This window comes from Georgenia thermotolerans (assembly GCF_009193185.1).
Classification (GTDB): Bacteria; Actinomycetota; Actinomycetes; order Actinomycetales; family Actinomycetaceae; genus Georgenia; species Georgenia thermotolerans.
This window is the reverse complement of record NZ_VUKF01000044.1, coordinates 1-26,468: the sequence shown is the minus strand read 5'-3', so window position 1 is coordinate 26,468 and position 26,468 is coordinate 1. Positions and strand designations below refer to the sequence as shown.

Below are 26,468 nucleotides of genomic sequence, written 5' to 3'. Positions count from 1 at the left end.
GGTCCGGGGGCGGCGCCAACGCCGTGCCCGTGCTCACAGGCGGCTCAGCGCCCGGCGAGCTCGAGCGCGACGTCGATGATCATGTCCTCCTGCCCGCCGACGTAGCCGCGCTGGCCCACCTCCCGCAGGATGTCGTGCGCGGGGACGCCGTAGCGCTCGGCGGCGCGCTCGGCGTGCAGCAGGAAGGAGTTGTAGACCCCGAAGCGGCCCTGGACGATCGAGGCGCGGTCCGCCACGGGCAGGCGCGTCACCATCGGGCGCAGCACGTCCTCGGCGGCGGCGAGGACGGCGTCGACGTCGACCCCGGTCGGCACGTCGAGCTTCTCGAAGGCGGCGGCGAGCATCTCCGTCGGGGAGTTGCCCGGCCCGGCGCCCAGGGCGCACAGGGTGCCGTCGATCTGCCGGGCGCCGGCCTCGTACGCGGCGAGGGAGTTCGCCACGCCGAGGGAGAGGTTCTGGTGCCCGTGGAAGCCCACCTGGGCGTCGTCGCCGAGCTCGGCGACCAGCGCGGCCACCCGCTCGGCGGCGCCGGCGGGCATCAGCGCCCCCGCGGAGTCGACGACGTAGACGCACTGGCAGCCGGCGTCGGCCATGATCCGCGCCTGCGCCGCCAGGCCCTCGGGGCTGTTGCGGTGCGAGAGCATGAGGAAGCCGACCGTCTCCATCCCCAGGTCCCGGGCGGCGCCGAAGTGCTGGGCGGAGATGTCGGCCTCGGTGCAGTGGGTGGCCACGCGGGCGATGGTCGCGCCGGCGTCGCGCGCCTCGCGCAGGTCCTCCACGGTGCCCACGCCGGGCAGCAGCAGGACGGCGACCCGGGCCCGGGTGACGACGTCGGCGGCCGCGGCGACGAGCTGGGCGTCGGTGCGGGCCCCGAAGCCGTAGTTGAACGACGAGCCGGCCAGCCCGTCGCCGTGGGTGACCTCGATGACCGGCACCCCCGCGGCGTCGAGCGCCCCGGCGACGGCGCGCACGTCGTCCTCGGTGAAGCGGTGCCGCACGGCGTGGCTGCCGTCGCGCAAGGTGGTGTCGGTGAGGCGGACCGCCGGGGCCTCGTTCGTGGTGGTGCTCATCGCTGCAGCGCTCCCTTCTGGGCGACGAGCTCGCCGACGCGCACGGCGGCGGCCGTCATGATGTCGAGGTTGCCCGCCCACTCGGGCAGGTAGTCGCCGTTGCCGCGCACCTCGAGCAGGACGGTGACGCGGGCCATCCCGTCCCACAGCTCGGACGGGTCGTCGAACTGCGGCTCCCCGCGCAGGGTGTAGCCGGGCACGTACTCCTGGACCTCGGCGACCCGGCGGTGGACGGCCGCGGCGACGGCGTCGCGGTCTGCGTCGGGCGCGATGGCGCAGAAGACGGTGTCGCGCATGATCATCGGCGGGTCGACCGGGTTGAGGATGATGATGGCCTTGCCGCGGGCGGCGCCGCCGACGGCCTCGATGGCCCGGGAGGTGGTCTGGGTGAACTCGTCGATGTTCGCCCGGGTGCCCGGCCCGGCCGAGCGCGACGCGATGGAGGCCACGATCTCCGCGTAGGGCACCGCGGTCACGCTCGCGACGGCGTCGACGATGGGGATGGTGGCCTGCCCGCCGCAGGTGATCATGTTGAGGTTCGCCTCGCCCACGTGGGCGCCGAAGTTCACCGCCGGGCACAGGAACGGGCCGACGGCGGCGGGGGTGAGGTCGACGGCGGTGATGCCCGCCTCGGCGTACCGCGGCGCGTTGGCCAGGTGCGCGCCGGCCGAGGTGGCCTCGAAGACGAGGTCCGGCGGGGTGTCGTGGGCGAGCAGCCAGTCCACGCCCTCGTGGCTGGCCTCGACGCCCAGCTTGCGGGCGCGGGCCAGGCCGTCTGAGGCGGGGTCGACCCCGACCATGGAGTGCACGTCGAGCCACGGCGAGCGCAGCAGCTTGACGAGCAGGTCGGTGCCGATGTTGCCCGGGCCGACGATGGCGGCGGTGGGGCGGCGCCCGGCCGGGGCCGGCGTGGTGTCCGGTGCGGTGGCGGTCATGGGTCCTCCTGGTCAATCGCGCTCGGCGTCGATCTGCATGACGACGGCCTTGGGCTCGGTGAAGAACTCGCGGCTGAAGGTGCCGCCCTCGCGGCCCACGCCGGAGTCGCCGACGCCGCCGAAGGGGGCGCGCAGGTCGCGGATGAAGAAGCAGTTCACCCACACCGTGCCCACGTTCAGCCGGCCGGCGACCCGGTGCGCCCGGGAGAGGTTCTCGCTGAAGAGCATGGCGTTGAGCCCGAACGGCGAGGCGTTGACGAGGCCGACGACCTCGTCCTCGCTGTCGAACGCGGTGACGGTGACGAGCGGGCCGAAGATCTCCTCGCGCTGGTGCGGGGCGTCCTCGCCCAGCCCGGTGACCACCATCGGCTCGACGAACAGGCCGTCCCCGAGCCCGCCGGTGAGCACGGTGCCCCCGGCGGCGGCGACGGTGTCGACGTAGCCGCGGACCTTGGCGTGGTGGCCGGCCGAGGACAGCGGCCCGACCTGGGTGGCGGGGTCCTTGGGGTCGCCGGTGACCATGGCGCGGGCGGCCGCCACGAACCGCTCGATGAAGGCCTCCTGGACCGAGCGGTGCACGTAGATGCGGGACCCGGCCAGGCACACCTGCCCGGCGTTGGTGAAGATCGCCCGGATCGACCAGTCCACGGCGGTGTCGAGGTCGGCGTCGGCGAAGACGACGTTGGCGCCCTTGCCGCCGAGCTCGAGGCTGACCGGGGTGAGGTTGGCCGCGGCCGCGGCGGCGATGACCCGGCCGGTGGCGGACTCGCCGGTGAAGGTGATCCGGTCGACGTCCGGGTGGGCGGTGAGGGCCGCGCCGACGGAGTCCGGGCCGTAGCCGTGCACGACGTTGAACACTCCCGGCGGGATCCCGGCCTCCAGGGCCAGGCGGGCGAGGATGGTGGCGGACGCCGGGGAGTCCTCGGCGGGCTTGAGCACCACGGTGTTCCCCCACGCCAGGGCCGGGGCGACCTTCCAGCTCTCGAGCATCATGGGGAAGTTCCACGGGGCGATGGCGACGACGACGCCGGCCGCCTCGTACCGGGTGTAGGCGTGGTGGCCGGAGTCCATCGGCAGCGCCTCGGCGGTCGCCAGCAGCGCGTGGTCGGCGAAGAACCGGAAGTTGTCGGCGGTGCGCGGCACGTCGTTGCCGCGGCTCTGGGCGATCGGCTTGCCCATGTCGCGGGTGTCGGCCAGGGCGAGCTCGTCGCCGTGGGCGAGGATCAGCTCGGCGAAGCGGGTGAGGATCTCGCGGCGCTCGCGCCGGCCCATGCGGGGCCAGGGGCCCTCGTCGAAGGCCCGGCGGGCGGCGGCGACGGCGAGATCGGCCTCGGCCGCGCCGCCGAGGGGGAAGCGGGCCCAGGGCTCGCCGGTGTAGGGGTCGACGCTGTCGAAGGTGGCGCCGTCGGCGGACATCACCTCGCGTCCGTCGATGACGTGGCCGAAGACCTCCACGCCGGCGGCGGGCGTGGCCGGGGCGCCGGCGTGGCTCGTCAGTGGCTGGGTCATGTCAGCGGCCCTCCGGTTCGGTCGGCACGGCGGTGAGGCGGGGGCCGTCGCCGTCGGTCGCGGCGGGCTGGGCCGCGGCGTCGCGCTCGGCGAGCGTCTGCCCGCCGGCGCACCACAGCGTCCGGGGCACCTCGCGGACGATGACGCGGATGCTGTCGGGGTTGGCGCCGAGGCTGGCGTGCACGCCGTCGTGGAGGCGGCGCATGAGCTCGCGCAGCTGCTCGGGGGCGCGGCCCTCGGTGAGGGTGACTTCGACGAGGGGCATGGGTCAGGCTCCTGTGACGGTGACGGTGCCGAGGTGGCTGAAGTGGACGGAGACGGTGCTGCCCGGGCGGAGGAAGACCGCGTCGGTGATGCCCCCGGTGAGGACGATCCAGCCGGCCTTGAGGCGGTGGCCGCGCGCGGCCAGGGAGTTGGCGGCCAGCGCGAGCGCCTCGGCCGGGTGGCCCTGGACGGCGGCGCCGGTGGCGGTGTCGACGACCTCGCCGTCGACCTCGACGAGGCAGGCCTCGAGGGAGAGGTCGAGGTCGGCCGGGCTCAGGGCGACCGGGCCGCTGCCCCACCGGGCGGCGGAGGCGTTGTCGGCGACGACATCGGGCAGGGTGAAGCGGAAGTCGCGGTAGCGCGAGTCGATGATCTCGAAGCCGCCGTGGACCGAGGCGACGGACCGCAGGGCGCGGGCGGCGGTGATGCCGGGCCCGGCGAGGTCCTCGCCGAGGACGAAGACGATCTCCGGCTCGACCCGGGGGTGGATGAGCTCGCCGAGCGGCACGGGCGCCCCGGCCGGGAGGGTCATGGCGTCGGTGAGCCAGCCGGTCAGCGGCGCGTCGATGCCCATGCGCCGCTGCTTGGCCCGCGAGGTGAGGCCGAGCTTGACGCCGGTGATGGTCTGCCCGGCGGCGACCTTGCGCCGGATCAGCTCGTCCTGGGCCTCGTAGGCCAGGGCCAGGTCGAGCCCGGGGAACTCCTCGGTGATCGGCGTGCGGTCGTAGCGGCCCGCCTCGGCCGCCGCGAGCTCGTCCACCACGCGGGCGAGGTCCCAGTCGGTGCGCGCGTCGGTGCCGGTCATGCCAGGGCCTCCATCCGGGTGGTCACGGTGCCCAGCCCGCCGCCGAAGGTGGCGGCGACCACCCCGCCGGGGCGGATGGGCTGGGCGGCGGTCAAGGAGCCGGGGATGACCACCTGGCCCGCCTCGAGGGTCACCCCGCGCGGCCCGACCGTGTTGGCGAGCCAGACCAGGGCGTTGATGGGCGAGCCGAGGACCGCCCCGCCGGCGCCGGTGGCCGCGACCTCGCCGTCGACGGTGAGGACGCAGCCGGTCAGGCGCAGGTCGAGGTCGGCGAGCCGGACGGGCCGGGTGCCGAGCACGACCGCGCCGGAGGAGGCGTTGTCGGCGATGGTGTCGGCCAGGCCGATGCGCCAGTCGGCGATGCGCGAGTCGATGATCTCCAGCGCCGGCAGCACGTGGTCGACGGCGCGGACGGCGTCGACGACCGTCACCCCGGGCCCGCGCAGGTCCCGGCCCAGGACGAACGCGATCTCCGGCTCGGCCTTGGGCTGGAGGAACGCGCGCGGGTCCAGGGCGGCGCCGTCGCCGAGGATCATCGTGTCCAGCAGCTGGCCGTAGTCGGGCTGGTCGACGCCGAGCTGGCGCTGCATGACCCGCGCCGTCAGGCCCACCTTGTGCCCCTTGACCACCCGGCCGGCCGCCCGCCAGTGCTCGAGCTGGAGGTGCTGGACGGCGTAGGCGTCCTCGACGCCCATGCCCGGGTAGGTCTCGGTCAGCGGCGGGACCGGCGTGCCGGCGTAGGCGTCGAGCAGCGCCTGCGCGGCGGCGGCCCGGGTGCGGTCGTCCACGGCGGTTCCTTACTTCTCGACGAGCTGGGTGATGTCGACCGGCTTGGTCAGGGCGCCGGTGGAGATCATCAGGTCGTTCCAGCGGTTGATCTCCTGCGCGTCCACGCCGCCGCCGCGCCACTCGGGCAGCTCGAGCTTGGCGGCCACCTCCGGCTTGGTCTGGGAGTAGGTGGTGACGATCTCGCGCGCGGAGTCGGGGTTGTCGGCGATGAAGGCGTTGGCCTTGTCGATCGCACGGGCGAACGCCGCGGCGGTGTTCGGGTTCTCCTTGACGAACTCGTCGGTCATGGCCAGCCCGGACACCGGGATGCCCTCGGCGACACCGCTGTAGGAGGCCAGCGCCATCCGCCCGCCGTTGGCGACGACGCCGGTGCGGAAGGGCTCGACGAGCCAGGCGGCGTCGACGTCGCCGCGCTCGAGCGCGGGGGCCATGTCCGGGAAGGCGAGCTCGACGAACTTCACGCTGGCGGGGTCGACGCCCTGCTCGTCGAGGACCGCCTTGATGGTCACGTCGCCGGTGTTGTTGAGGGTGTTCACGGCGATGGTGGCGCCGGCGAGGCCCTTGGCGTCCTGGATGTCGGAGTCGCCGGGGACGAACACCCCGCCGGTCTTCTCGGTGGCCCGGATGCCCTCGGCCACGATCGTCACGCCCAGGCCCTTGCTCTCGGCGAGGAAGAAGGAGGGGTAGGTGGCGAAGGCGGCCTGCAGGTCCCCGGAGACCATGGCCGGCAGCGCCGCGGCGCCGCCCTGCATGACCTGCGGGGTGACGGTCAGGCCCTCCTCCTCGAAGAAGCCCTCCTGGTTGGCGATGTAGACGGCGGCGTGGTCGATGACGGGCACGACGCCGACGGTGAGGTCGGCGACCTCCGGGGCGCCGCCGGCGTCGGCGGACCCGGAGGGTGCCGCGGCGGACGACGGCGCCGCGGCCGCCTTGCCGTCGTCGGAGCCGCCACCGCCGCAGGCGGCGAGCACGGCGGCGAGGGCGAGCACGGCCGGCAGGCCGAGAGTGCGGGTGGTGGTTCGCATCGTTCCTCCTTGAACAATGAGCGGGTCCGGACATATTGATAGTATTGAATAGGGGTTGTCAAGGAGGTGTCGTGCCGCGGCGCGTGGTTGCCGGCCAGGCGACGGGCGCCGACGGCCACGAGCGGCAGGGCCAGCTCACGGGCGTGGGGCGCGGCACGCCAGGGCAGGGCGGCCGTCGGCGCCCAGGCCGGGCGCGGGTCGCGCTCCCTCGGATGCGGGGCCATGCCGCCGTGGAGCGCGAGGACGGTGCCGGTCGCCCGCGAGGCGCGGGCGAGGACGACCACGGCGTCGGAGTCGGCGTCGGGGGTCACCGCTGCAGGACTCGTTGAGCGCCACAGTTGCAGCTGCCGCGCTCAACGAGCCTTGCAGCGCCCGGCGAAGTGCTGCAGCTCTGGGTGCGGGCGTGGACGCCGTCGAGGGCGTTCGGCCTGGGGGCGCCGGTGACGACGGCGCGCCGGCCCTCCACCCGAGGCCCCCGCCGCCCGCCGCTCAGCCGTCCGTGCGGGCGCTCATCGCCTCGGACAGCGGCGTGTGGGCCTCCACCGCCCGGCGCACCCGCGCCTCGTCGCCGGAGGCGATGGCGTCGACCAGCTCGCGGTGCAGCTGGAGGTTCGTCGGGAAGGAGTCCCGGAACCCCGGGTCGGGGGCGATGTCGCGGACCGCCTCGCGTGCCGTCTCCAGCAGGGAGAGGTAGATGGTGCGCAGCAGGGAGTTGAGCGAGATGCGGGCGATCTCCTCGTGCAGGTCCCAGTTGCGCAGGAGGTACTCCCCCGGCTCGTCGCGCAGGCGGCTCATCTCCTCGACGATCCGGTCGAGCCGGGCGAGCTGCTCGCGGCCGGCGTGACGGGCGGCCTGGAGCGCGACCGGCAGCTCAAGGGCGTTGCGGATCTCCAGGCTGTCCGAGACGGACATCGCGTCCGCGCCCAGGCCGAGGATGAGGTGGCTGAGCCGGATGTGGGCGGAGGGGCGAGCGACGAAGATGCCGCCTCGGGGGCCGGGGCGGGCCTCGACCAGGCCGCGGGTCTCGAGGAGGCGGACGGCCTCGTTGAGCGTCCCGGCGGCGACGCCGAACTGGCGCTGGAGGTCGAGCTTGGTGCCCAGGCGGTCCCCGGGGCGCACCTGCTCGGTGACGATGAGGTCGCTGAGCCGCTCGGCCACGGCCTGGGCGCGGGAGGTGCGCTCGTTGACGGCGAGGCTCAGGTGCGGGGCGTCGGTGTCCGGCATGGACTAACAGTAGTAATGAATACGGCGGTTGGCCAGCGGTCGTCGGCCCCTGCCCGGGCCCGGCGGCCCCGGCGTCATGCCCGACGTCCGGGCGCCACCGTCGGCTCCGGCGCCGCGCCCCTTGTCGCCACCTCGTGCGCCACGCCCGGTCCCGCCGCGCCCGGCGCCGTGCCTGCCGCCCCGCCCGGCGCCGCATCGAGGTCCCGCAGCAGGGCGATCATCCGCCGGGCCCAGGAGATCTGCGCCCGGGCCAGGTCGATCTCGCGCTCGAACACCATGGCCTTGACCTCCGCGATCCGCCGGTGCGCGGCGGGCGGCTGGCCCCGGAGCCGCTCGCGCAGCAACGGGGTGTCGCGCCGCAGCAGCGCGGCGCGGTGCTCGGTCCACTCGGCGAGCCGGGCCTCCTGCTCGGCGATGTGCGCCTGCAGGACGGCCACCGCCCGCTCGGTGGGGACGCTGTCGAACCCGAGCGCCTGCAAAGCCACGGCGTCACGGACGGGCGGCTCGGGGTGCGGCGTGGAGAGCCAGGCGAGCAGGTCCTCCTCCCCCGCCGCGGTCAGCGCGTAGTCGGCGGTGCTCGGGCCGTTCTCGCCCGGCCGCGGGCTGCCGGCGACCAGCCCGGCCTCCCGCAGCTTCGCCAGCGCGCCGTAGACCTGGCTCTGCGGAGCGGACCACACCCAGCTCTGCGCGCCCGCGAAGAACCGGGCCAGCCGGTAACCGTTCATCGGGCTGGCCTGGAGAACCTGGAGCAGGGCGTAGCGCAGCGACATCCTCACAGGATAGGCCGCGCCTCCAGAAGTGGAGTATTCCTATGTAGGTATATCCCGTGGTAGAACTTTCCCGACACACCGCGGCTCGACGACGAGGAGGTCCCGTGGACGGAGTCACGGCGGTGCCGGCGCCGGGGCGCACCGCGCCGGGCCGCACCGCGCCCCCGGGTCCCGACCGGACCGGCGGCCCTGCACTCCCCACCGGCCCTGCGGCCGGGGACCTCCTGGCCCGGGCCGGGCGCGCGCTGGCCCGCCACGGGTTGGTCACCGCCTTCGGTCACGTCTCCACCCGCGTGGAGGCGACCACCTGGGCCATCACCGCGCCGCTGCCGCTGGGCCGGCTCACGCCCGGGGCGGTGCAGGTCCTCGACCTCAGCGCGCCCGGCCTGGGCGACGGGGTGCCGCGGGAGGCGTGGATCCACCGCGCGATCGCCCGGGCCCGCCCCGACGTCGGCGCGGTCTGCCGGGCGCAGCCGCCCACGGCCACCGCGCTGGCCTCCGCCGGGGTGGCGATCCGCCCGCTGCACGGCCAGGGCGCGTTCCTCGGCCCCGAGGTCCCCGTGCACGACGACCCCCGGCTGGTGCGCGACCCGGACGCCGCCGCACGGCTCGCGGCGACCCTGGGCGACGCGCCCGCCGTCGTCATGCGCGGCAACGGCGCCGTCACCGTCGGCACCGACGTCGCCGAGGCGGTCGCCCTCATGTGGGTCCTCGAGCAGTCCGCCCGCCTGACCGCCACCGCGGCCGCCAGCGGCACTCCGCGCCCGCTCGACGACGACGAGCAGGCGGCCTGGCGCGCCGTCGCCCCCGAGCTTCTCCACCGGATCTGGAACTACCTCAACGAGGAGGAACCATCGTGATCGAGCTGACCGACATCGCCTACGTCCGCTCCGGCGCCGCCGACCTGCGCCGAGCCGTGAGCTTCGCGACCGACATCGTCGGCATGGAGCTGGTCAAGGAGGAGGACGGCATCGCCTACCTCCGCGCCGACCAGCGCCACCACTGCCTGGCGTTCATCGAGGGCGAGTCCGGGGTGCTCAGTTCCGGCTTCGCCGTGCGCGACCTCGACGCCCTCGCCGCCGCCGAGACCGAGCTCGAGCAGATCGGGCTGCGGGTGCGCCGGGGCACGCCCGCGGGGGCGGCCTCGCGCCACGTGCGCGACTACCTCACGTTCGAGGACCCCTTCGGCAACCGGGTCGACCTCGTCGTCGGCCAGGTCACCCTGCCCACCCCGGTGAAGTTCAACCGCCCGGCCGGCATCACCGAGTTCGGCCACATCTGCTTCGACGCGCCGGACGTCGAGGAGGCGGGCCGCTTCTGGACCACGCACTTCAACGCCCGCGTGTCCGACTGGGTCACCGGCGGCGCCTGCCTCCTGCGCATCGACCCGGTGCACCACAAGCTCGCTGTCTTCCAGGGCGACCGCCCCGGGCTGTGCCACATCAACTTCCAGGTCGAGACCATCGACGACGTCATGCGCTCGTGGCACTTCCTCGAGGAGCACGGGGTCGAGATCGAGCAGGGCCCCGGGCGCCACCCGCAGTCCACCGCCGTCTTCCTGTACTTCAAGGGCCCCGAGGGCCTGACCTACGAGTACTCCTACGGCGTCCGGCGCATCGAGGACGACGCCGCCTGGACGCCGCGCTGGTTCGACCCGGAGGAGCCCGGCGCCATCGACATGTGGCTCGGCCCCAAGGCACGGGTGAGCACGCAGTACCAGGCGGCGGCCGAGGACTGGGACGAGGCGGAGGCGCCGGCCGCCGCCGGCCAGGAACCGGCCGTCGTGCCGACGTCCTGACGGCGGGCCGCCGCCGACCCGAGCAGCACCCGCGTCGCCGACACCGTCAGGAGGGGTTCTCAGGCAGTGCCTGAGAACCCCTCCTCGTTCTGTCGGGCCGTGGCCGGGACGCAGACACCCAGCGAGCCGTCCCGGCCGCCCGCGTCGGGCTCAGCGCGGCTCGACGCCGTTGTGCAGCAGCCCCCACGCCATCGCGTCGGTCAGGGCCTCCCAGCTCGCCTCGATGATGTTCGGCCCCACCCCCACGGTGGACCAGCTGCGCACCGTGTCGGACGTCTCGATGAGCACGCGGATGATCGCGTCGGTGCCCTGCTGGGAGTCGAGGATGCGGACCTTGTAGTCCGTCAGCGCGAACTCCTCGATCTCGGGGTAGGTCCCCACCAGGGCGCGGCGCAGCGCGTCGTCGAGGGCGTTGACCGGGCCGTTGCCCTCGCCGGTGGCGATCACCCGACCGCGGCCGGTGCGCAGCTTCACGCTCGCCTCGGCGTCGGTGGGGTTGCCGCCCCCGGGGCGGTGCTCGACGAACGTGCGCCAGCTCTCCACCTCGAAGTAGCGCGGGCGCCGCCCGTCGATCTCGTCACGCAGCAGCAGCTCGAAGGAGGCGTCGGCGGCGTCGTAGGTGTACCCGGCCGCCTCGGCGTCCTTGACGCGCTGGGTGACCCGGCCGAGCAGCTCGCCCTGGCCGGTCAGGTCGAAGCCGAGCTCGCGGCCCTTGAGCTCGACGGAGGCGCGGCCGGCCATCTCCGAGACGAGCATGCGCATGTCGTTGCCGACGGCGACGGGGTCGATGTGCTGGTACAGGTCCGGGTCCACGCGGATGGCGCTGGCGTGCAGGCCGGCCTTGTGGGCGAAGGCGGACGCGCCCACGTACGGCTGGCGCCCGTAGGGGCTGATGTTGGTGATCTCGGAGATCGCGTGGGAGATGCGGCTCGCCTCCTGCAGCCCGGCGCCGCCGAGCACCTCCCGGTCGAGCTTGAGCTCGAGGTTGGCCACGCAGGTGACCAGGTCGGCGTTGCCGGTGCGCTCGCCGTAGCCGTTGACGGTGCCCTGGACGTGGCGCACCCCGGCGCCCACGGCGGCGAGGGTGTTGGCGACGGCGCAGCCGGAGTCGTTGTGGGCGTGCATGCCCAGCCGGCCGGTGGTCGCGCCGCGGACCTCGCCCACGACGGCGGCGACCCAGTCGGGCAGCATGCCGCCGTTGGTGTCGCAGAGCGTCACGGTCGCCGCGCCGGCGTCGAAGGCGGCCCGCACGCACCGCAGCGCGTACTCGGGGTCGAAGCGGTACCCGTCGAAGAAGTGCTCGGCGTCGACGATCACCTCGCGTCCCAGACCCACGAGGTGGCGCACGGTGTCGGCGATCATGCGGAGGTTCTCCTCCGGCGTCGTGCGCAGCGCCCGCTCGACGTGCCGGATGTCGCTCTTCGCCACCAGGGTGACCACGGGCGCCTCGGAGTCGATCAGGGCGCGCACCTGGGCGTCCTCGGCCGGGTCGGCGCCGGGCTTGCAGGTCGCCCCGAACGCGGCGAGCCGGGCGTGGCGCAGGTCCAGCTCCTTGGCGGCCCGCGCGAAGAACTCCGTGTCCTTGGGGATCGCCCCGGGCCAGCCGCCCTCGATGTAGCCCACGCCGAGCTCGTCCAGGAGGACGGCGATGGCGAGCTTGTCCGCGACGGACAGGTTCATGCCCTCCTGCTGGGCGCCGTCGCGCAGGGTCGTGTCGTAGACCTGGACGACGTCGGCGGCGGGCTCCCCGCCCGTGGCGGGGGCGGGATGGGCGAGGCCCGAGGGGGCGACGGTGCTCGACATGCGGGTGCTCCTTGCAAGGGGCCGTGGGCGGCCGGCGGTGGTCCTGCGACGGCGCCCAGCTCCCGACGGGGGTGGTGCCGGTATCGGTTGCCGCCGGGGCCGGCCCGGCGGCTGTGTCGCCGGGAGTGGTGACCTCAGCAACAAAAAGACCCCCCGGGGTACGGGAGGTCTGCGCGCCGGGCGGGTGTGCCCGACGCGCTAGCCGATAATCAGCTGGGGCTGCGTCACGCGCTCAGTGTGCCACAAGCCGCCGGGGATGGGGACCACCGCGGTCAGCATGTGGGCAGGCCCACCCCGTCCGCGGCGCGAGGCGACCGCTCGCGCGCGACGAGACCGACCAGAGCGGCGGCTCGCGCTGCAGGAGGCGCCAGGGGCCACCGCGAGCGGCCGCTCGCGCAGGGCGGGGCCCCAGGCGACTCGGCGGGTGGTAGATCACGCGCCTGAGTCGCCACGAGCCGCGCTCGTGCGGCGCCAGGAAGTGGCCGCCGGCGCCGCGCGGGTCAGACGAGGCGGTACATCCAGTCGTGCGGGTCCTCGCGGCGGCCGTACTGGATGTCGGTGAGCGCGGTGTACAGCTCGGTCGTCGTCGCCCCCGGACGCCCGTCGGCGACGGTGACGTCGAAGCCCTCCCCCGCCAGGCGCCCGATCGGCGTGATGACGGCCGCGGTGCCGCAGGCGAAGACCTCGGCGACCTCCCCGGAACGCAGCCGCTCGAGCAGGCCGGCCAGCTCGATGTCCTCCTCGCGCACCGTGCGGCCCTGGTCGCGCAGCAGCTGCAGGATCGCGGCGCGGGTGCCGCCCTCGAGGATGGTCCCCGACAGCGCCGGCGTGCGCACCGTCCCGTCGGCGTCGACGACGAAGACGTTCATGCCGCCGAGCTCCTCGAGGTGGGTGCCGGTGACGGCGTCGAGGAAGCAGACCTGCTCGAAGCCCTTGTCGTGGGCCTCGTGCTGGGGCAGCAGCGAGGCGGCGTAGTTGCCGCCGGTCTTCGCCGCCCCCATGCCGCCCGGGCCCACGCGGTGGTAGTCCTGCGCCACCCAGATGGCGACGGGCTGGAACCCGTTGACGAAGTACGGGCCCACCGGCGAGGCGATGACGAGGTACTCGAACTCGTGCGCCGAGCGCACGCCGAGGAACGGCTCGCTGGCGAACATGAAGGGGCGCAGGTACAGGCTCGAGCCCTCCACGCCGGGCACCCAGCGCGCGTCGGCGGCGACGAGGGCGGCGAGGGAGGCGACGAAGTCCTCCTCGGGCAGCTCGGGCATGGCCAGGCGCCGGGCCGAGGCGTTGAACCGGGCGGCGTTGAAGCCGGGCCGGAACGTCCACACGGAGCCGTCGGCGTGGCGGTAGGCCTTGAGCCCCTCGAAGATCTCCTGGCCGTAGTGCAGGACGGCGGCGGCCGGGGACAGCGTGAGGGGGCCGTAGGCCTCGGTGCGCCGGTCGTGCCAGCTGCCCTCCGGCGTCCAGCGGGCGCGGGCCATGTGGTCGGTGTGGGCGACGCCGAAGGCCAGGTGGCCCATGACGGCGTCGTAGTCGGCCGCGGAGGCGGGGGCCGGGTTGGGGCTGAGCGGGAAGCGGGGGGCGAGCTCGGGGGCGCCGGGCAGCTCGGCGGCGGTGAGCCCGGTCAGCGTGGTGACCTGCGACGGGGTGCTCATGAAGACCTTCTCGGGGGGTGCGGGTGCTGGGACGACGGTATCGCCAACGCCCGCCGGCGTCAGGGCCGGCGGGCGTGGTCGGTGACCGTGCGGGGACGGAGGGACGGGCCGGTCAGGCCGGTACTCGCTCCGCCACGCGCGCGGCCAGGGCGTCGCCGACGGCGCTGGTCGAGCGCGCGGCGCCGTCCCGCTCGGCGATGTCGGCGGCCACGGCGTCGCTGATCCGGCGCGCCTGGTCCGTCAGCCCGAGGTGCTCCAGCATGAGGGCGACCGAGAGCACGGTCGCGGTGGGGTCGGCCTTGCCCTGCCCGGCGATGTCGGGGGCGGAGCCGTGCACCGGCTCGAACATCGACGGCGTGGTCCGGTCGGGGTTGATGTTGCCCGAGGCGGCCAGGCCGATGCCGCCGCTGATCGCCGCGGCGAGGTCGGTGAGGATGTCGCCGAAGAGGTTGTCGGTGACGATGACGTCGAACCGGGCGGGGTCGGTGACGAGGAAGATCGTGGCCGCGTCGACGTGCAGGTAGTCGACGGCGACGTCGGGGAACTCCGCACCGACGGCCTCGACGGTGCGGCGCCACAGGTGCCCGGCGTGGACGAGCACGTTGTGCTTGTGCACGAGGGTGAGCTTCTTGCGCGGGCGGGCCTGGGCGCGGGCGAAGGCGTCGCGCACGACCCGCTCGACGCCGAAGGCGGTGTTGACGGAGACCTCGTTGGCCACCTCGTGGGGGGTGCCCACCCGGATCGCGCCGCCGTTGCCGACGTAGGGGCCCTCGGTGCCCTCGCGCACGACGACGAAGTCGACGTCGCCGGGGTCGGCCAGCGGCGTGGGAACACCGGGGTAGACCCGGGAGGGGCGCAGGTTGACGTAGTGGTCCAGGGCGAAGCGCAGCTTGAGGAGGAGCCCGCGCTCGAGGACGCCGGAGGGGACGGTGGGGTCACCGATGGCGCCGAGCAGGATGGCGTCGTGCTCGCGGATCGCGGCGAGGTCCTCGTCGGTGAGCGTCTCGCCGGTGCGGTGCCAGCGGGCGGCGCCGAGATCGAACGGGGTGCGCTCCACGCGCACGTCGGAGCCGGCCAGGGCGACGTCGAGAACCTTCAGGCCCTCGGCCACCACCTCGGGACCGATGCCGTCGCCGGCCACCACTGCGAGCTTGATCGTGCGCGTCATGGCTCATCACCCTACCTCTCGGGTCCACGTTTCGGGACCGATATCTCATCATGTGAACCGGCAATGGTGCTGGGCTGGTGCAGCAGGGGCGCCGGTTGCCGGACCCGGGTGCAGCAGGGGCGCCGGTTGCCGGACCCGGGTGCAGCAGGACCGCCGGTGCCGGGCCCTGGTACAGCGGGGCGGTGCCGCCGCGGCGCGTGGCCGCGGCGGCACCGCCCCGGGGAGCGGGGTCGCTCAGCGGCCCGCGCTGCCCTCGACGTAGTCGGCGTCGCGGGTGTCGGTCCAGGCGAAGAGCTTGCGCAGCTCGCGACCGACGGGCTCGATCGGGTGCTGCTCGCCCTTGGCGCGCAGCTCCTTGAACTCGGGCGCCCCGGCGTCCTGGTCCTTGATGAAGCGGTCGGCGAAGGCGCCGGACTGGACGTCGGCGAGCACGGCCTTCATGTTCTCCTTGACGTGCGGGTCGATCACCCGCGGGCCCGACACGTAGTCGCCGTACTCGGCGGTGTCCGAGATGGACCAGCGCTGCTTGGAGATGCCGCCCTCCCACATGAGGTCGACGATGAGCTTCAGCTCGTGCAGCACCTCGAAGTAGGCCACCTCGGGCTGGTAGCCCGCCTCGGTGAGGGTCTCGAAGCCGTACTGGATCAGCTGCGAGACGCCGCCGCAGAGCACCGCCTGCTCGCCGAACAGGTCGGTCTCGGTCTCCTCGGTGAAGGTGGTCTTGATGCCGGCGGCGCGCAGCCCGCCGATCGCCTTGGCGTAGCTGAGCGCGAGGTCCCAGGCCTGCCCGGAGGCGTCCTGCTCGACCGCGACGATCACGGGCACGCCGCGGCCGGCCTCGTACTCGCGGCGCACGGTGTGGCCCGGGCCCTTCGGCGCGACCATCGCGATGTCGTGCCCGGCGCCCGGCTTGATGTAGCCGAAGCGGATGTTGAAGCCGTGCGCGAAGAACAGCGCCGCGTCGGGCTTGAGGTTCGGCTCGATGTCGTCGGCGTACAGCTTCCGCTGCGCCTGGTCGGGGGCGAGGATCATCACGACGTCGGCCTGCTTGACCGCGTCGGCCACGGTGGCGACCGCCAGGCCCTGCTCCTCCGCCTTGGCGCGGGAGGAGGACCCCTCGCGCAGGCCGACGACGACCTCGACGCCGGAGTCGCGCAGGTTCAGCGCGTGCGCGTGCCCCTGGCTGCCGTAGCCGATGATGGCGACCTTCTTGGACTGGATGAGCGACAGGTCGGCGTCGTCGTCGTAGAACAGCTCTGCCACGGTGGTACTCCTTCGAATCTGGGTGGATGGGTCAAGCGTGCCAGGTCCGGCGCGGGGCACCGCGTGCCCGTCCGCCTCCCGGCTGGGGTGGTCTCAGGCCGGGCGCACGACGCGCTCGGCCGCCCGGTCGGTCATGGAGCGCGAGCCGCGGGCGATGGCCACGGCGCCGGACTGGACGATCTCGCGGATGCCGTGCGGCTCCAGCGCGGCGAGCAGGGCCTTCACCTTGCCGTCGGAGCCGGTGGCCTCGATGGTCACCGCGTCCGGGGCGACGTCGACGACGTGCGCCCGGAAGAGCTCGACGACCTGCAGCACGGCGGTGCGGGAGGCGTCGTCGGCCCGGACCTTGACGAGCAGCAGCTCGCGCTGGACCGAGCTGTCCGGCTCGAGCTCGACGATCTTGAGCACGTTGACCAGCTTGTTCAGCTGCTTGGTCACCTGCTCGAGGGGCAGGTCCGCGGCGTCGACGACCACGGTGATCCGGGAGATCTCCGGGTGCTCGGTCGGCCCCACCGCGAGGGAGTGGATGTTGAAGGCACGGCGGGCGAAGAGGGCCGCGACGCGCGTGAGCACGCCCGGCTTGTTCTCCACCAGCACGGACAGGGTGTGCCTGTCGCTGAGGCTCATCTGCTGCTCCTGCTCACTCGTCGCGGTCCCACGCGGGCGTGATGCCGCGGGCGTACTGGATGTCGTCGTTGCTCACGCCGGCGGCGACCATGGGCCAGACCATGGCGTCGCGGCTGACCACGAAGTCGACGACGACGGGCTGGTCGTCGATCTCCATGGCGCGCTTGATGGTCGCGTCCACGTCCGCCGTCGAGGTGCAGCGGATCCCGACGCAGCCGTAGGCCTCGGCGAGCTTGACGAAGTCGGGGATGTGGCGGGTCTCGTGCCCGGTGTGCAGGTCGGTGTGGGAGTACCGGCCCTCGTAGAAGAGGGTCTGCCACTGGCGGACCATGCCGAGCGAGGAGTTGTTGATCAGCGCGACCTTGATCGGGATGCCCTCGAGGGCGCAGGTGGCCAGCTCCTGGTTGGTCATCTGGAAGCAGCCGTCGCCGTCGATGGCCCACACGGTCGCCTCCGGGCGGCCGACCTTGGCGCCCATGGCGGCCGGGACGGCGTAGCCCATGGTGCCCAGGCCGCCGGAGTTCAGCCAGGTGCGGGGGTTCTCGTAGCGGATGAACTGCGCGGCCCACATCTGGTGCTGGCCGACGCCGGAGACGTACACCGCGTCGGGACCGGCGATCTCCCCCAGCCGGGAGATGACGTGCTGGGGGGCCATGAGCCCGTCCTCCGTCGGCGCCCAGCCGAGGGGGTAGGTGCTGCGCAGGTCGTCGAGCTGCTTCCACCAGGCCTCGAGGTCCGGCTGGCCGTGCTGGACGTGGGCGGCCTTGAGGTCGACGACGAGGTCGGCCACGACCTCCCGGAGGTCGCCGACGATCGGCACGTCGGCGTAGCGGTTCTTGGAGATCTCCGCAGGGTCGATGTCGGCGTGGACGATGGTGGCCTTGGGGGCGAAGCTGTCGAGCTTGCCGGTGACGCGGTCGTCGAAGCGCGCCCCCAGGGCGACGATGAGGTCGGCCTGCTGGAGGGCGGCGACGGCGGCGACGGTGCCGTGCATGCCCGGCATCCCCAGGTTCTGCGGGTGGGAGTCGGGCACCGCGCCACGGGCCATGAGGGTGGTGACCACGGCGGCGCCGGAGAGGTCGACGAGCTGGCGCAGCTCGGGGGCGGCGTTGGCGCGGATGGCGCCGCCGCCGACGTAGAGCACCGGGCGCCGGGCGGTGGCCAGCAGCCGGGCGGCCTCGCGGACCTGGCGCGCGTGCGGCTTGGTCACCGGGTGGTAGCCGGGCAGGTCCATCTGCGGCGGCCAGTTGAAGGTGGCGCCGGCCTGCTGGGCGGACTTGGCGATGTCGACCAGGACCGGGCCGGGGCGGCCGGTGGAGGCGATGTAGAACGCCTCGGCGATGCGGGCCGGGATCTCCTCGGCGTCCGTGACCAGGAAGGAGTGCTTGGTCACCGGCATCGTGGCGCCGACGATGTCGGCCTCCTGGAAGGCGTCGGTGCCGATCATCGAGGCGCCGACCTGCCCGGTGATGGCGACGACGGGCACGGAGTCCATGTGGGCGTCGGCCAGCGCGGTGATGAGGTTGGTCGCCCCGGGACCGGAGGTCGCCATGCAGACGCCGACCTTGCCGGTCGCGGCGGCGTAGCCGGTGGCGGCGTGCCCGGCGCCCTGCTCGTGGCGCACGAGGATGTGGCGGACCTTGGTCGAGTCGTACAGCGGGTCGTAGGTGGGCAGGATCGCCCCGCCCGGCATGCCGAAGATGGTGTCGACGCCCACCTCCTCGAGGGCGCGAACGATGTTGCGGGCGCCGGTGGACGGCTCGGAGACCTGGGCCACCGACGGCGCTGCCGTCGGCGCCATGCGGACGGGAGCGGCCGGTGCCTGACCGGCGGGGCGCGGCGGCGCCGGGTGCGGTGCCTTGGCCATGGTGTGCCTCCTACGTGGTGCGGACTGGTCGACGTGCTGGCATGAAAAAACCCCTCGGCCCGCCTGGGCGGGGTGCTCGAGGGGTGCGCGCAGGCTCGGCTCACCGAGCGGCTGCGCGCCGCCGAACTACGTCTACCCGGAACTGCATGACGCCCACGATAGCCATCCGGGCGCCCCACGTCACGCTCCGCCCCGCCCGTCTCACATCGTGGCTCACGGGTTCAGCCAGTGGACGACCGCGGCTGCCACGTGCACAGGCGCACCCGGGTGCCGTCGGGGTCGGCGAGCACCCACCGGGCCGGGGCCTCGGCGTCGTCGACGAGCCGCCCTCCGGCGTCGAGCGCGGCGCGCAGCCGGGCGGGGGCGAGGTCGTGGGGGACGTGGACGTCCACGATGACCGCCTGGGCGGCGGCGACGTCGTCCCGCGGCGCCGGGCCGGCTCCCCGGGCCGCCGCCCCGGTCTCACCACCAGCCGGCCCGGTCTCCCCGCTCGCCGCTCCGGTCGCCCCCGAAACGGTGGGCGCCGCCGCCGGGCGGAGGCGGACGGTGGGCCCCCGTCCGGCGGGATCGGCGAGCACCACCGCCGTCGGGTCTCCCGCGTCGTCGCCCGCGCCAGGCACCGTCGGCAGCCGGTAGCCGAGCACCGCGGACCAGAACGCCTGCGCCGCCGCGACGTCTCCCACGCCCGCGGTGAGTCCGACCTGCTGGGTCCGACCGGGCTCGGCCGTCAGCCCGAGCTCGGCGGCGACGGCGGAGATGCGGCGGGCCAGGCGCACGTCCCGCTCGGTCAGACCGCCCGCGTCGTGAGTGACGCTGCGGACGTGCACCCGGAAGTAGCGCACGTCGAGGTCGGGGTGGTGGTCCAGCTCGTCGGCGATCTCGCCCACGCGGCGGACGAGCTCGATGCCGCGGGCGAGGGTGCCGGTGCGGAAGGTCGCATGGAGCCGGCCCGCCACGACGCGCCAGTCCCCCAGGCCCTCGCGGCCCTGGACCTCCGCCGCCGTCAGCACCGTCGTCATCGCCCCAGGGTGGCACCGCGGGCCACCGCGGTCGAGGGCCGGTGGGCGGGGGTGCTCAGCCCGTGGCGCGCTCGAACGTCACCAGCAGGCCCTCGACGCCGCCGGGTCCGACCCGGCCCTTGACGTCCACGGAGGTGATGGCCTTGAGCTGCCAGCCCTTGCGCGCATGCTCGTTGAGCAGCTTCTCGAGCTTGTCGCCGGAGATCTTCCCGCCGATGAGCCCCTCGCGGAGCTGGACCACCTTGTACTCGTAGGCCATCGGGCCCCTCCTCGTCTCAGCGGCGCCACGCGCGGCGTCAGCAGCAGCGCGCGCCGGGGTTGGCGTCCTGCTCGGCCCACCGCTGGCGCCAGAACTCCTTCTCGGTGGGCACCGGGGCGTCGGGGTGCGCCCGGCGCAGGTGGGCGACGTAGCACTCGTAGTCCCGGTCGCCCATGAGGGTGGTGACGTACCAGCGCACGCCGCGGGCGGCGCGCGCCAGCGCCGCCCATGCGCCCGCGCCGGGCGCCGGCACGGTGCCGGCGCCGGGCGTGGGGGTGGGCGCGGTCATCGCGGCCGCTCCGCCGCGTTCTCCTGGGCGCGGTCCTGCGCGTGGCCCTGGGCGCCGTGGAAGACGCCCTCAGGGGCGACCGCGAGCCACTCCTTCTCGATGTCCTTCTCGAACTGGGTGGCCACCAGGCCGGTGGGGGCGAACCGGTGCGAGGGCTCCTCCCCCTCCTCGGTGGTCGGCAGCCCGCCGGCCCGGACGGAGCGGATCACCATCACCATCCCGGCGAAGAAGACGATGAGCACGAGCACCGCGAACAGCGCCTGCAGCGTCGTCTGGATGTAGGTGTTGCGGATGACGGCGTCCATGGCGGCGGGGTCGGTCGCGGTCCCCAGGCTGGTCTGGCCGGCCGCCTTGGCCTCGACGAACCGGCGGTTCTGCGCCCAGTACCCGATCGCCGGGTCGGGGCTGAAGATCTTCTGGAACGACGCCGTCATCGTCACGATGAGGTCCCAGGCCAGCGGCACCCCGGGGATCCACGCCCACTTGTAGAGCTTCTTCTTCATGACGACGACGAACACGACCGTCAGCGCGATCGCCGCGAGCAGCTGGTTGGAGATGCCGAAGAGCGGGAACAGGGTGTTGATGCCGCCCAGCGGGTCGGTGACGCCCATCAGCAGGATCGCGCCCCAGAGCCCGACGACGACGGCGGAGGCGACCCAGGCGCCGACGCGCCAGGACGGGTCGCGGAACTTCTTGAAGGACCCGCCCAGGTTCCCCAGGGTGTCGGTGAGCATGAACCGCGCGACGCGCGTGCCGGCGTCGACCGTGGTGAGGATGAACAGGGCCTCGAACATGATGGCGAAGTGGTACCAGAACGCCTTGAGGGCGTCCCCGCCCAGGGCGCTGGCGAACACCTGCGACATGCCGAACGCCAGGGTCGGCGCGCCGCCGGTGCGGGAGATGATCGAGTGCTCCCCCACGCTCTGGGCGGCGCCGGCGATGGCGGCCGGGGTGGTGTCCGGTGCGCCGAGGCCGAGGCCGTTGACGTACGCGGCGGCCGTCTCCGGCGTCCCGCCCGTCATGGTGGCCGGGGCGTTCATGGCGAAGTAGAGGTGCTGGTCGATGACGACCGCCGTCACCAGGGCCATCACGGCGACGAAGGACTCGGTGAGCATGCCGCCGTAGCCGATGATCTTCGCCTGGCTCTCCTTCTCCAGCATCTTGGGCGTGGTGCCCGAGGAGATGAGCGAGTGGAAGCCGGAGAGCGCGCCGCACGCGATGGTGATGAACAGGAACGGGAAGAGCTTGCCCGCGAACGCCGGCCCCGTCCCCGCCAGGGCGAAGTGGCTCACGGCCGGGGCCTCCACCTGCGGGCCGACCCACAGGATCCCGATGGCCAGCAGCGCGATCGTGCCGACCTTCATGTAGGTCGAGAGGTAGTCGCGTGGGGCCAGCAGGAGCCACACGGGCAGCACGGAGGCGGCGAAGCCGTAGATGATAAGGCACCACGCCAGGGTGACCTTGCTCAGGGTCAGGTACTCCTGGCCCCAGGCGGTGTTGTTGACCCAGCCGCCGGCGATGATGGCGAGCAGCAGGAGGCCGACGCCGATCGCGGAGACCTCGGCGACCTTGCCGGGCCGCAGGTAGCGCAGGTACACGCCCATGAACAGGGCGATGGGGATGGTCATCGCGATGGAGAACACGCCCCACGGGCTCTCGGCCAGGGCGTTGACGACGACGAGGCCGAGCACCGCGATGATGATGATCATGATGGCGAAGACGCCGATCAGGCCGGCGACGCCGCCGATGGTGCCGGTCTCGTCGCGCACCATCTGGCCCAGGGACCGGCCGCGGCGGCGCGTCGAGAGGGTCAGGACGAGGTAGTCCTGCACCGCGCCGGCCAGCACGCCGCCGATGACGATCCAGATGAGGCTCGGCAGGTAGCCCATCTGGGCGGCCAGGACCGGTCCGACGAGCGGGCCGGCGCCGGCGATGGCGGCGAAGTGGTGCCCGAAGAGCACCCGCCGGTCGGTGGGCTCGTAGTCCTTGCCGTTGCGGTAGATCTCGGCCGGGGTGGCCCGGTCGTCACGCGGCTGGACCACCTTGTACTCGATGAGCCGGGCGTAGAACCGGTAGGCGATGATGTAGGTGCCCACCGCCGCGATGACGAACCAGCGGGCGTTGACGGCCTCGCCGCGGACGAAGGCGATCATCGCCCAGGCGACCGCGGCGACGAGGGCGATCGCGGCGAAGAGAAGCTTCTTCCGCGGGGTCATCGGGCTGCGGTCGATGATCGCGACCGGCGGCCGGTCTGGGTTGGTCCGGACCACTGTGACGTGCTCGGAGACCTTGGTGTCCAACATCAGCGTCGTTCCTCTCCCCCCGGGCTCCGCGGTGGTGCCGCGGTCGACGGGCACGACCGGGCCCGTCGGGTGCCGATGCCTACCCTTATACACCCGGCCGTGTCCGCGGTCACATCCGGGGCCGGCCGGCGCACCGCGGCGGAGGCGCCGAACGGCCGCGCGTGACGACGAAGCACGGCCGCCCGGGACGGAGACGCGGACGGCGGCCCGCACCGATCGGTGCGGGCCGCCGTGGTGTCAGGGGCGCGGGCCTACTCGAGGATGGCGCCGCGCGAGGCCGACTTCACCAGCTTGGTGTACTTGCCGAGCACGCCGCGGGTGAACTTCGGGGCCAGGGGCTCCCAGCCCTGGCGCCGCTCGGCGAGCTCGGCCTCGTCCACCAGCAGGTCGAGGGTGCCGTCGGCGACGTCGAGGCGGATGCGGTCGCCGTCGCGGACGAAGGCGATGGGGCCGCCGTCGACCGCCTCGGGGGCGATGTGCCCGACGCACAGGCCCGTCGTGCCGCCGGAGAAGCGGCCGTCGGTCATGAGGAGGACGTCCTTGCCGAGCCCGGCGCCCTTGATGGCGCCGGTGATGGCGAGCATCTCGCGCATGCCGGGACCGCCCTTGGGGCCCTCGTAGCGGATGACGACGACGTCGCCGTGGGTGATGGTGCCGTCCTCGAGCGCGTCCATGGCCGCCCGCTCGCGGTCGAAGACCCGGGCGGTGCCCTCGAAGACGCTGCTCTCGAAACCGGCCGACTTCACCACGGCACCCTCGGGCGCGAGGGAGCCGTGCAGGACGGTGATCCCGCCGGTGGGCGCGATCGGGTCGCTCGCTGGGCGCAGCACCTTGCCGTCCGGGGTCTCGGGCCGCAGCTTCTCGAGGTTCTCGGCGACGGTCTTGCCAGTGACGGTCATGCAGTCCCCGTCCAGCAGGCCTTCGTCCAGCAGCGTCTTCATGACGACCTGGATGCCGCCGACCCGGTCGACGTCGTTCATGACGTACTGGCCGTAGGGCTTGAGGTTGGCCAGGTGCGGGACCTTGGCGCCGATGCGCGCGAAGTCCTCGAGGGTGAGGTCGACGTCGGCCTCGTGGGCGATGGCGAGCAGGTGCAGCACCGCGTTGGTGGAGCCGCCGAAGGCCTGGACCACCGCGATGGCGTTCTCGAAGGCCGCCTTGGTCATGATGTCGCGGCTAGTGATGCCCTGCCGCAGCATCTCCACGACCGCCTCGCCGGCGCGGTGCGCGGCGGCGTCGCGGCGCCGGTCCGCCGACGGCGGCGTGGCCGAGCCGGGGATGGACATGCCCATGGCCTCGGCGACGGTGGCCATGGTGTTGGCGGTGTAGTACCCGCCGCAGGCGCCCTCGCCCGGGCAGATCGCCCGCTCGATGCGGCCGAGGTCCTCGTGGCTCATCAGGCCCCGGGAGCAGGCGCCGACCGCCTCGAAGGCGTCGATGATCGTGACGTCCTTCTCGGTGCCGTCGGTGAGCTTGACGTGACCGGGCATGATCGAGCCGGCGTAGATGAAGACGCTGGCCAGGTCGAGGCGGGCGGCCGCCATGAGCATGCCCGGCAGGGACTTGTCGCAGCCGGCGAGCAGCACCGAGCCGTCGAGCCGCTCGGCCTGCATGACGGTCTCGACCGAGTCGGCGATGATGTCGCGCGAGACGAGGGAGAAGTGCATGCCCTCGTGCCCCATCGAGATGCCGTCCGAGACCGAGATGGTGCCGAATTGCAGCGGGTAGCCGCCCCCGGTGAACACGCCCTCCTTCGCCGCCTGCGCCAGGCGGTTGAGGGAGAGGTTGCAGGGGGTGATCTCGTTCCAGGAGCTGGCGATACCGATCTGGGGCTTGGCGAAGTCCTCGTCACCCATGCCCACGGCACGCAGCATGCCGCGCGAGGCCGTGGCTTCGATGCCGTCGGTGACCTGGCGGCTGCGGGGCTTGATGTCCGGCCGGGCCGGCGCGTCGGTGCTCATGCCCGGGAGTCTAGGACCAGCCGCCGACGTCGCAGGCCCGCGGGTCGCAGTGCGGACGCCGCGCACACCGTCAGGACTCCAGCGCCGCCTCCGACGTCGTCTCGGCGCCGGCGCGGATGTGCCGGGTGACCCATGGCGACAGCGCCAGCAGGATCAGGGCGATGACCAGCGCGACCACGCCGATGCCGCCGAAGTAGGCGGAGTCGGAGACGCCCTCGGTCACCTGGACCAGCTGGGCGGTGATCGCCTGGCCGGCCGCGGGCGCGAGGAACCACAGCGCCATGGCCTGGCTGCGGAACGCCGCGGGCGCCAGCAGCGTGGTGGCCGCGAGACCGACGGGCGACAGGCACAGCTCGCCGAGGGTCTGCAGGAGGTAGGTCAGGCCCAGGACCCACGGCGGGGCCAGCGTGTCGGCGTAGACCGCCGACATGGCGGCGAGGAACAAGAACGACAGCGCCGCCAGGCCCAGCCCCAGCGCGAACTTCACGGCCGTGTGCGGGCGGCCCTGCAGGCGGTCCCACAGGACGGCGAAGACCGGCGCGAGGATCACGATGAGGAAGGGGTTGATGGACTGGAACAGCTCGGGCGCCAGCGTGACCCCGAAGACGCTGAGCTGGGTGCGGTGCTCCGCGAACGCGGCCATCGTCGTCGCGGCCTGCTCGAAGATCATCCAGAACAGCATCGCGGCGATGAACAGCGGGATGTACGCGACGACGCGGGACCGCTCGTGATCGGTCACCCGCGGCGAGCGGTACATGACGATGAAGTAGATGACCGGGGTGGCGAAGGCGAGGATCGACATCGTGTCGATGAACGTCGTCAGCAGCGAGCCGCGCGTGACGAGCTGGACGACGGCGACCACCGCCGCGATGACGACCAGGCCGATGACGCACCAACGCAGGACGGCGGGGCCCTCGTGCGGCTGGAGCCGGTTGGGCACCGCGTCACCGGCCCCGCCGAGCAGCCGCCGGCCGCCGACGAAGAACGCCAGGGCCAGGGCCATGCCGACGGCGGCGGCGGCGAACCCGGCGTGATAGCCACCCCAGGCGCGAGCGAGCCCGACGAGGAACGGGGCCGCCAGTGACCCGAGGTTGATGCCCATGTAGAAGATCGAGAAGCCACCGTCGCGGCGCGGATCACCGCGGTCGTAGAGCTCGCCGACCATGCTCGAGACGTTCGGCTTGAGCAGCCCGGTGCCCAGCGCGACGCAGGCGATGCCGGCGAAGGACGACGTCGCCGCCGGGATGGTCAGCAGGACGTGCCCCGCGGCGATGACGATGCCGCCGTACAGCACCGAGCGCCGGGCCCCGATGACCCGGTCTGCCATCCAGCCACCGACGACGGAGAGCAGGTAGACCGACGTGCCGTAGATGGACACGAGCGCCAGGCCGCTCGTCTGAGCGATGCCGAGGCCGCCGTTGGCGACGGTGTCGGTGAGGTAGTACAGCAGGATCGCGCGCATGCCGTAGTAGCTGAAGCGCTCCCACAGCTCGGTACTGAACAGCGTCATCAGACCGAGCGGGTGCCCGAAGAAGGCGCGGTCGCGGGGCACTCGCGCCGTCGTGCCGGCGGTGCTCGGCACGTCGTGGTTCGTCGAGAACTGGGGATCGGACATGATTGGGGCCTATCCAATGTGCGCGGGATGGGCGGGCGTCCTGCCGACATGCGCGCCCGGCTCCGTACGAGGATGCGCCAGCGCCTAGGGCGCCGCAATCGGACCTGGCCACCGCCCGCGTGCCTGCCCGGACGGTCACGACCGGCGGTGCACCGCCCGGCCCAGCGGCACCTCACTCACCGGGGCCGCCGTCGACTGACCTCTCTATGGGGCGGGCTCTCGGGGACGGCGGGTCACCCCGGGCCGCTGCCGTCCGAGCCGTCGTCCCGTCCGAGCCGACGCAGGCCGCGCTGCATGGCGCCGACGAGCACGCGCGCCAGCAGCCTGAGTTGGCTCAATTTAGTGCCACGTGCCGTCCGGAGCGTGGATGCGGGTCAGGGCCTGGGTGAGGTCGGCGGGTAGGGGGTCGGCGGCGGTGATGTCGTGGTCGCCGGCGCGGATGGTGATGGT

23 protein-coding genes are annotated in these 26,468 nt (G+C 73.5%); 2 read left to right on the top strand and 21 right to left on the bottom strand.

Features of this window, described 5'->3' with window-relative positions; translation table 11 throughout:
- Positions 1-44: 44 nt before the first annotated feature.
- The 9 genes from dmpG to GD970_RS17310 form a co-directional block, all read right to left on the bottom strand.
- Positions 45-1,070 (bottom strand): 4-hydroxy-2-oxovalerate aldolase, encoded by a 1,026-nt coding sequence (gene dmpG, locus GD970_RS17350; RefSeq protein ID WP_152204161.1) that lies wholly within the window; start codon positions 1,068-1,070, stop codon positions 45-47.
- Positions 1,067-2,005, bottom strand: a complete 939-nt coding sequence (locus GD970_RS17345; RefSeq protein WP_152204160.1) for an acetaldehyde dehydrogenase (acetylating) — start codon at positions 2,003-2,005, stop codon at positions 1,067-1,069. The genes dmpG and GD970_RS17345 overlap by 4 nt, the downstream gene beginning before the upstream one ends.
- A 12-nt stretch (positions 2,006-2,017) precedes the next feature.
- Positions 2,018-3,460: an aldehyde dehydrogenase gene (locus GD970_RS17340; RefSeq protein ID WP_152204173.1), complete on the bottom strand. Its 1,443-nt coding sequence runs from the start codon at positions 3,458-3,460 to the stop codon at positions 2,018-2,020.
- Between the two features lie 55 nt (positions 3,461-3,515).
- Positions 3,516-3,779 carry a tautomerase family protein gene (locus GD970_RS17335; RefSeq protein WP_152204159.1) on the bottom strand — a complete coding sequence of 88 codons (264 nt, stop codon included), beginning with the start codon at positions 3,777-3,779 and terminating at the stop codon, positions 3,516-3,518.
- Between the two features lie 3 nt (positions 3,780-3,782).
- Entirely contained in the window at positions 3,783-4,583 is an 801-nt protein-coding gene (locus GD970_RS17330) for a 2-keto-4-pentenoate hydratase (protein WP_152204158.1), read from the bottom strand.
- Positions 4,580-5,371 carry a 2-keto-4-pentenoate hydratase gene (locus tag GD970_RS17325; RefSeq protein WP_211489773.1) on the bottom strand — a complete coding sequence of 264 codons (792 nt, stop codon included), beginning with the start codon at positions 5,369-5,371 and terminating at the stop codon, positions 4,580-4,582. Before GD970_RS17325 ends, GD970_RS17330 begins: the two co-directional genes overlap by 4 nt.
- A 9-nt stretch (positions 5,372-5,380) precedes the next feature.
- Complete coding sequence (locus GD970_RS17320) at positions 5,381-6,397, bottom strand: ABC transporter substrate-binding protein (protein ID WP_152204157.1); 1,017 nt, start codon at positions 6,395-6,397, stop codon at positions 5,381-5,383.
- A 489-nt stretch (positions 6,398-6,886) separates the two neighbouring features.
- A complete protein-coding gene (locus tag GD970_RS17315) occupies positions 6,887-7,621 on the bottom strand; it encodes a FadR/GntR family transcriptional regulator (protein WP_152204156.1) in 735 nt (244 codons plus the stop codon).
- 74 nt (positions 7,622-7,695) lie between these two features.
- Positions 7,696-8,391, bottom strand: a complete 696-nt coding sequence (locus GD970_RS17310; RefSeq protein WP_152204155.1) for a PadR family transcriptional regulator — start codon at positions 8,389-8,391, stop codon at positions 7,696-7,698.
- A 104-nt stretch (positions 8,392-8,495) separates the two neighbouring features.
- On the opposite strand from GD970_RS17310, the gene GD970_RS17305 reads away from it, so the two are divergent.
- Both GD970_RS17305 and GD970_RS17300 read left to right on the top strand, forming a co-directional pair.
- Entirely contained in the window at positions 8,496-9,251 is a 756-nt protein-coding gene (locus GD970_RS17305) for a class II aldolase/adducin family protein (RefSeq protein ID WP_211489772.1), read from the top strand.
- Positions 9,248-10,189: a VOC family protein gene (locus tag GD970_RS17300; RefSeq protein WP_152204154.1), complete on the top strand. Its 942-nt coding sequence runs from the start codon at positions 9,248-9,250 to the stop codon at positions 10,187-10,189. The genes GD970_RS17305 and GD970_RS17300 overlap by 4 nt, the downstream gene beginning before the upstream one ends.
- A 150-nt stretch (positions 10,190-10,339) precedes the next feature.
- Here GD970_RS17300 and cimA read toward each other — a convergent pair whose 3' ends face one another.
- The 12 genes from cimA to GD970_RS17230 all read right to left on the bottom strand — a co-directional run bounded on the left by cimA (position 10,340) and on the right by GD970_RS17230 (position 26,018).
- Positions 10,340-11,992, bottom strand: a complete 1,653-nt coding sequence (gene cimA, locus GD970_RS17290) for a citramalate synthase (RefSeq protein WP_152204153.1) — start codon at positions 11,990-11,992, stop codon at positions 10,340-10,342.
- 500 nt (positions 11,993-12,492) lie between these two features.
- Complete coding sequence (locus GD970_RS17285) at positions 12,493-13,647, bottom strand: branched-chain amino acid aminotransferase (protein WP_152204152.1); 1,155 nt, start codon at positions 13,645-13,647, stop codon at positions 12,493-12,495.
- Positions 13,648-13,759: 112 nt separating this feature from the next.
- A complete protein-coding gene (locus GD970_RS17280; protein ID WP_152204151.1) occupies positions 13,760-14,815 on the bottom strand; it encodes a 3-isopropylmalate dehydrogenase in 1,056 nt (351 codons plus the stop codon).
- A 234-nt stretch (positions 14,816-15,049) separates the two neighbouring features.
- A complete protein-coding gene (gene ilvC / locus GD970_RS17275; protein ID WP_152204150.1) occupies positions 15,050-16,078 on the bottom strand; it encodes a ketol-acid reductoisomerase in 1,029 nt (342 codons plus the stop codon).
- A 93-nt stretch (positions 16,079-16,171) separates the two neighbouring features.
- A complete protein-coding gene (ilvN, locus tag GD970_RS17270; protein ID WP_152204149.1) occupies positions 16,172-16,705 on the bottom strand; it encodes an acetolactate synthase small subunit in 534 nt (177 codons plus the stop codon).
- 13 nt (positions 16,706-16,718) lie between these two features.
- Entirely contained in the window at positions 16,719-18,572 is a 1,854-nt protein-coding gene (locus GD970_RS17265) for an acetolactate synthase large subunit (protein WP_152204148.1), read from the bottom strand.
- A 221-nt stretch (positions 18,573-18,793) separates the two neighbouring features.
- The gene (locus GD970_RS21760; RefSeq protein WP_170297240.1) at positions 18,794-19,591 is read right to left on the bottom strand and encodes a 4a-hydroxytetrahydrobiopterin dehydratase; all 798 of its coding nucleotides are present in this window, start codon (positions 19,589-19,591) and stop codon (positions 18,794-18,796) included.
- Between the two features lie 55 nt (positions 19,592-19,646).
- On the bottom strand, positions 19,647-19,850 hold the full coding sequence (locus GD970_RS17250) for a DUF4177 domain-containing protein (RefSeq protein ID WP_152204147.1): 204 nt from the start codon (positions 19,848-19,850) through the stop codon (positions 19,647-19,649).
- Between the two features lie 37 nt (positions 19,851-19,887).
- A complete protein-coding gene (locus tag GD970_RS17245) occupies positions 19,888-20,139 on the bottom strand; it encodes a YbdD/YjiX family protein (protein ID WP_152204146.1) in 252 nt (83 codons plus the stop codon).
- Positions 20,136-22,442, bottom strand: a complete 2,307-nt coding sequence (locus GD970_RS17240; RefSeq protein ID WP_152204145.1) for a carbon starvation CstA family protein — start codon at positions 22,440-22,442, stop codon at positions 20,136-20,138. The genes GD970_RS17245 and GD970_RS17240 overlap by 4 nt, the downstream gene beginning before the upstream one ends.
- 251 nt (positions 22,443-22,693) lie before the next feature.
- The gene (gene ilvD, locus GD970_RS17235; RefSeq protein ID WP_152204144.1) at positions 22,694-24,403 is read right to left on the bottom strand and encodes a dihydroxy-acid dehydratase; all 1,710 of its coding nucleotides are present in this window, start codon (positions 24,401-24,403) and stop codon (positions 22,694-22,696) included.
- Positions 24,404-24,473: 70 nt separating this feature from the next.
- A complete protein-coding gene (locus GD970_RS17230) occupies positions 24,474-26,018 on the bottom strand; it encodes a peptide MFS transporter (protein ID WP_152204143.1) in 1,545 nt (514 codons plus the stop codon).
- Between the last annotated feature and the right edge of the window lie 450 nt (positions 26,019-26,468).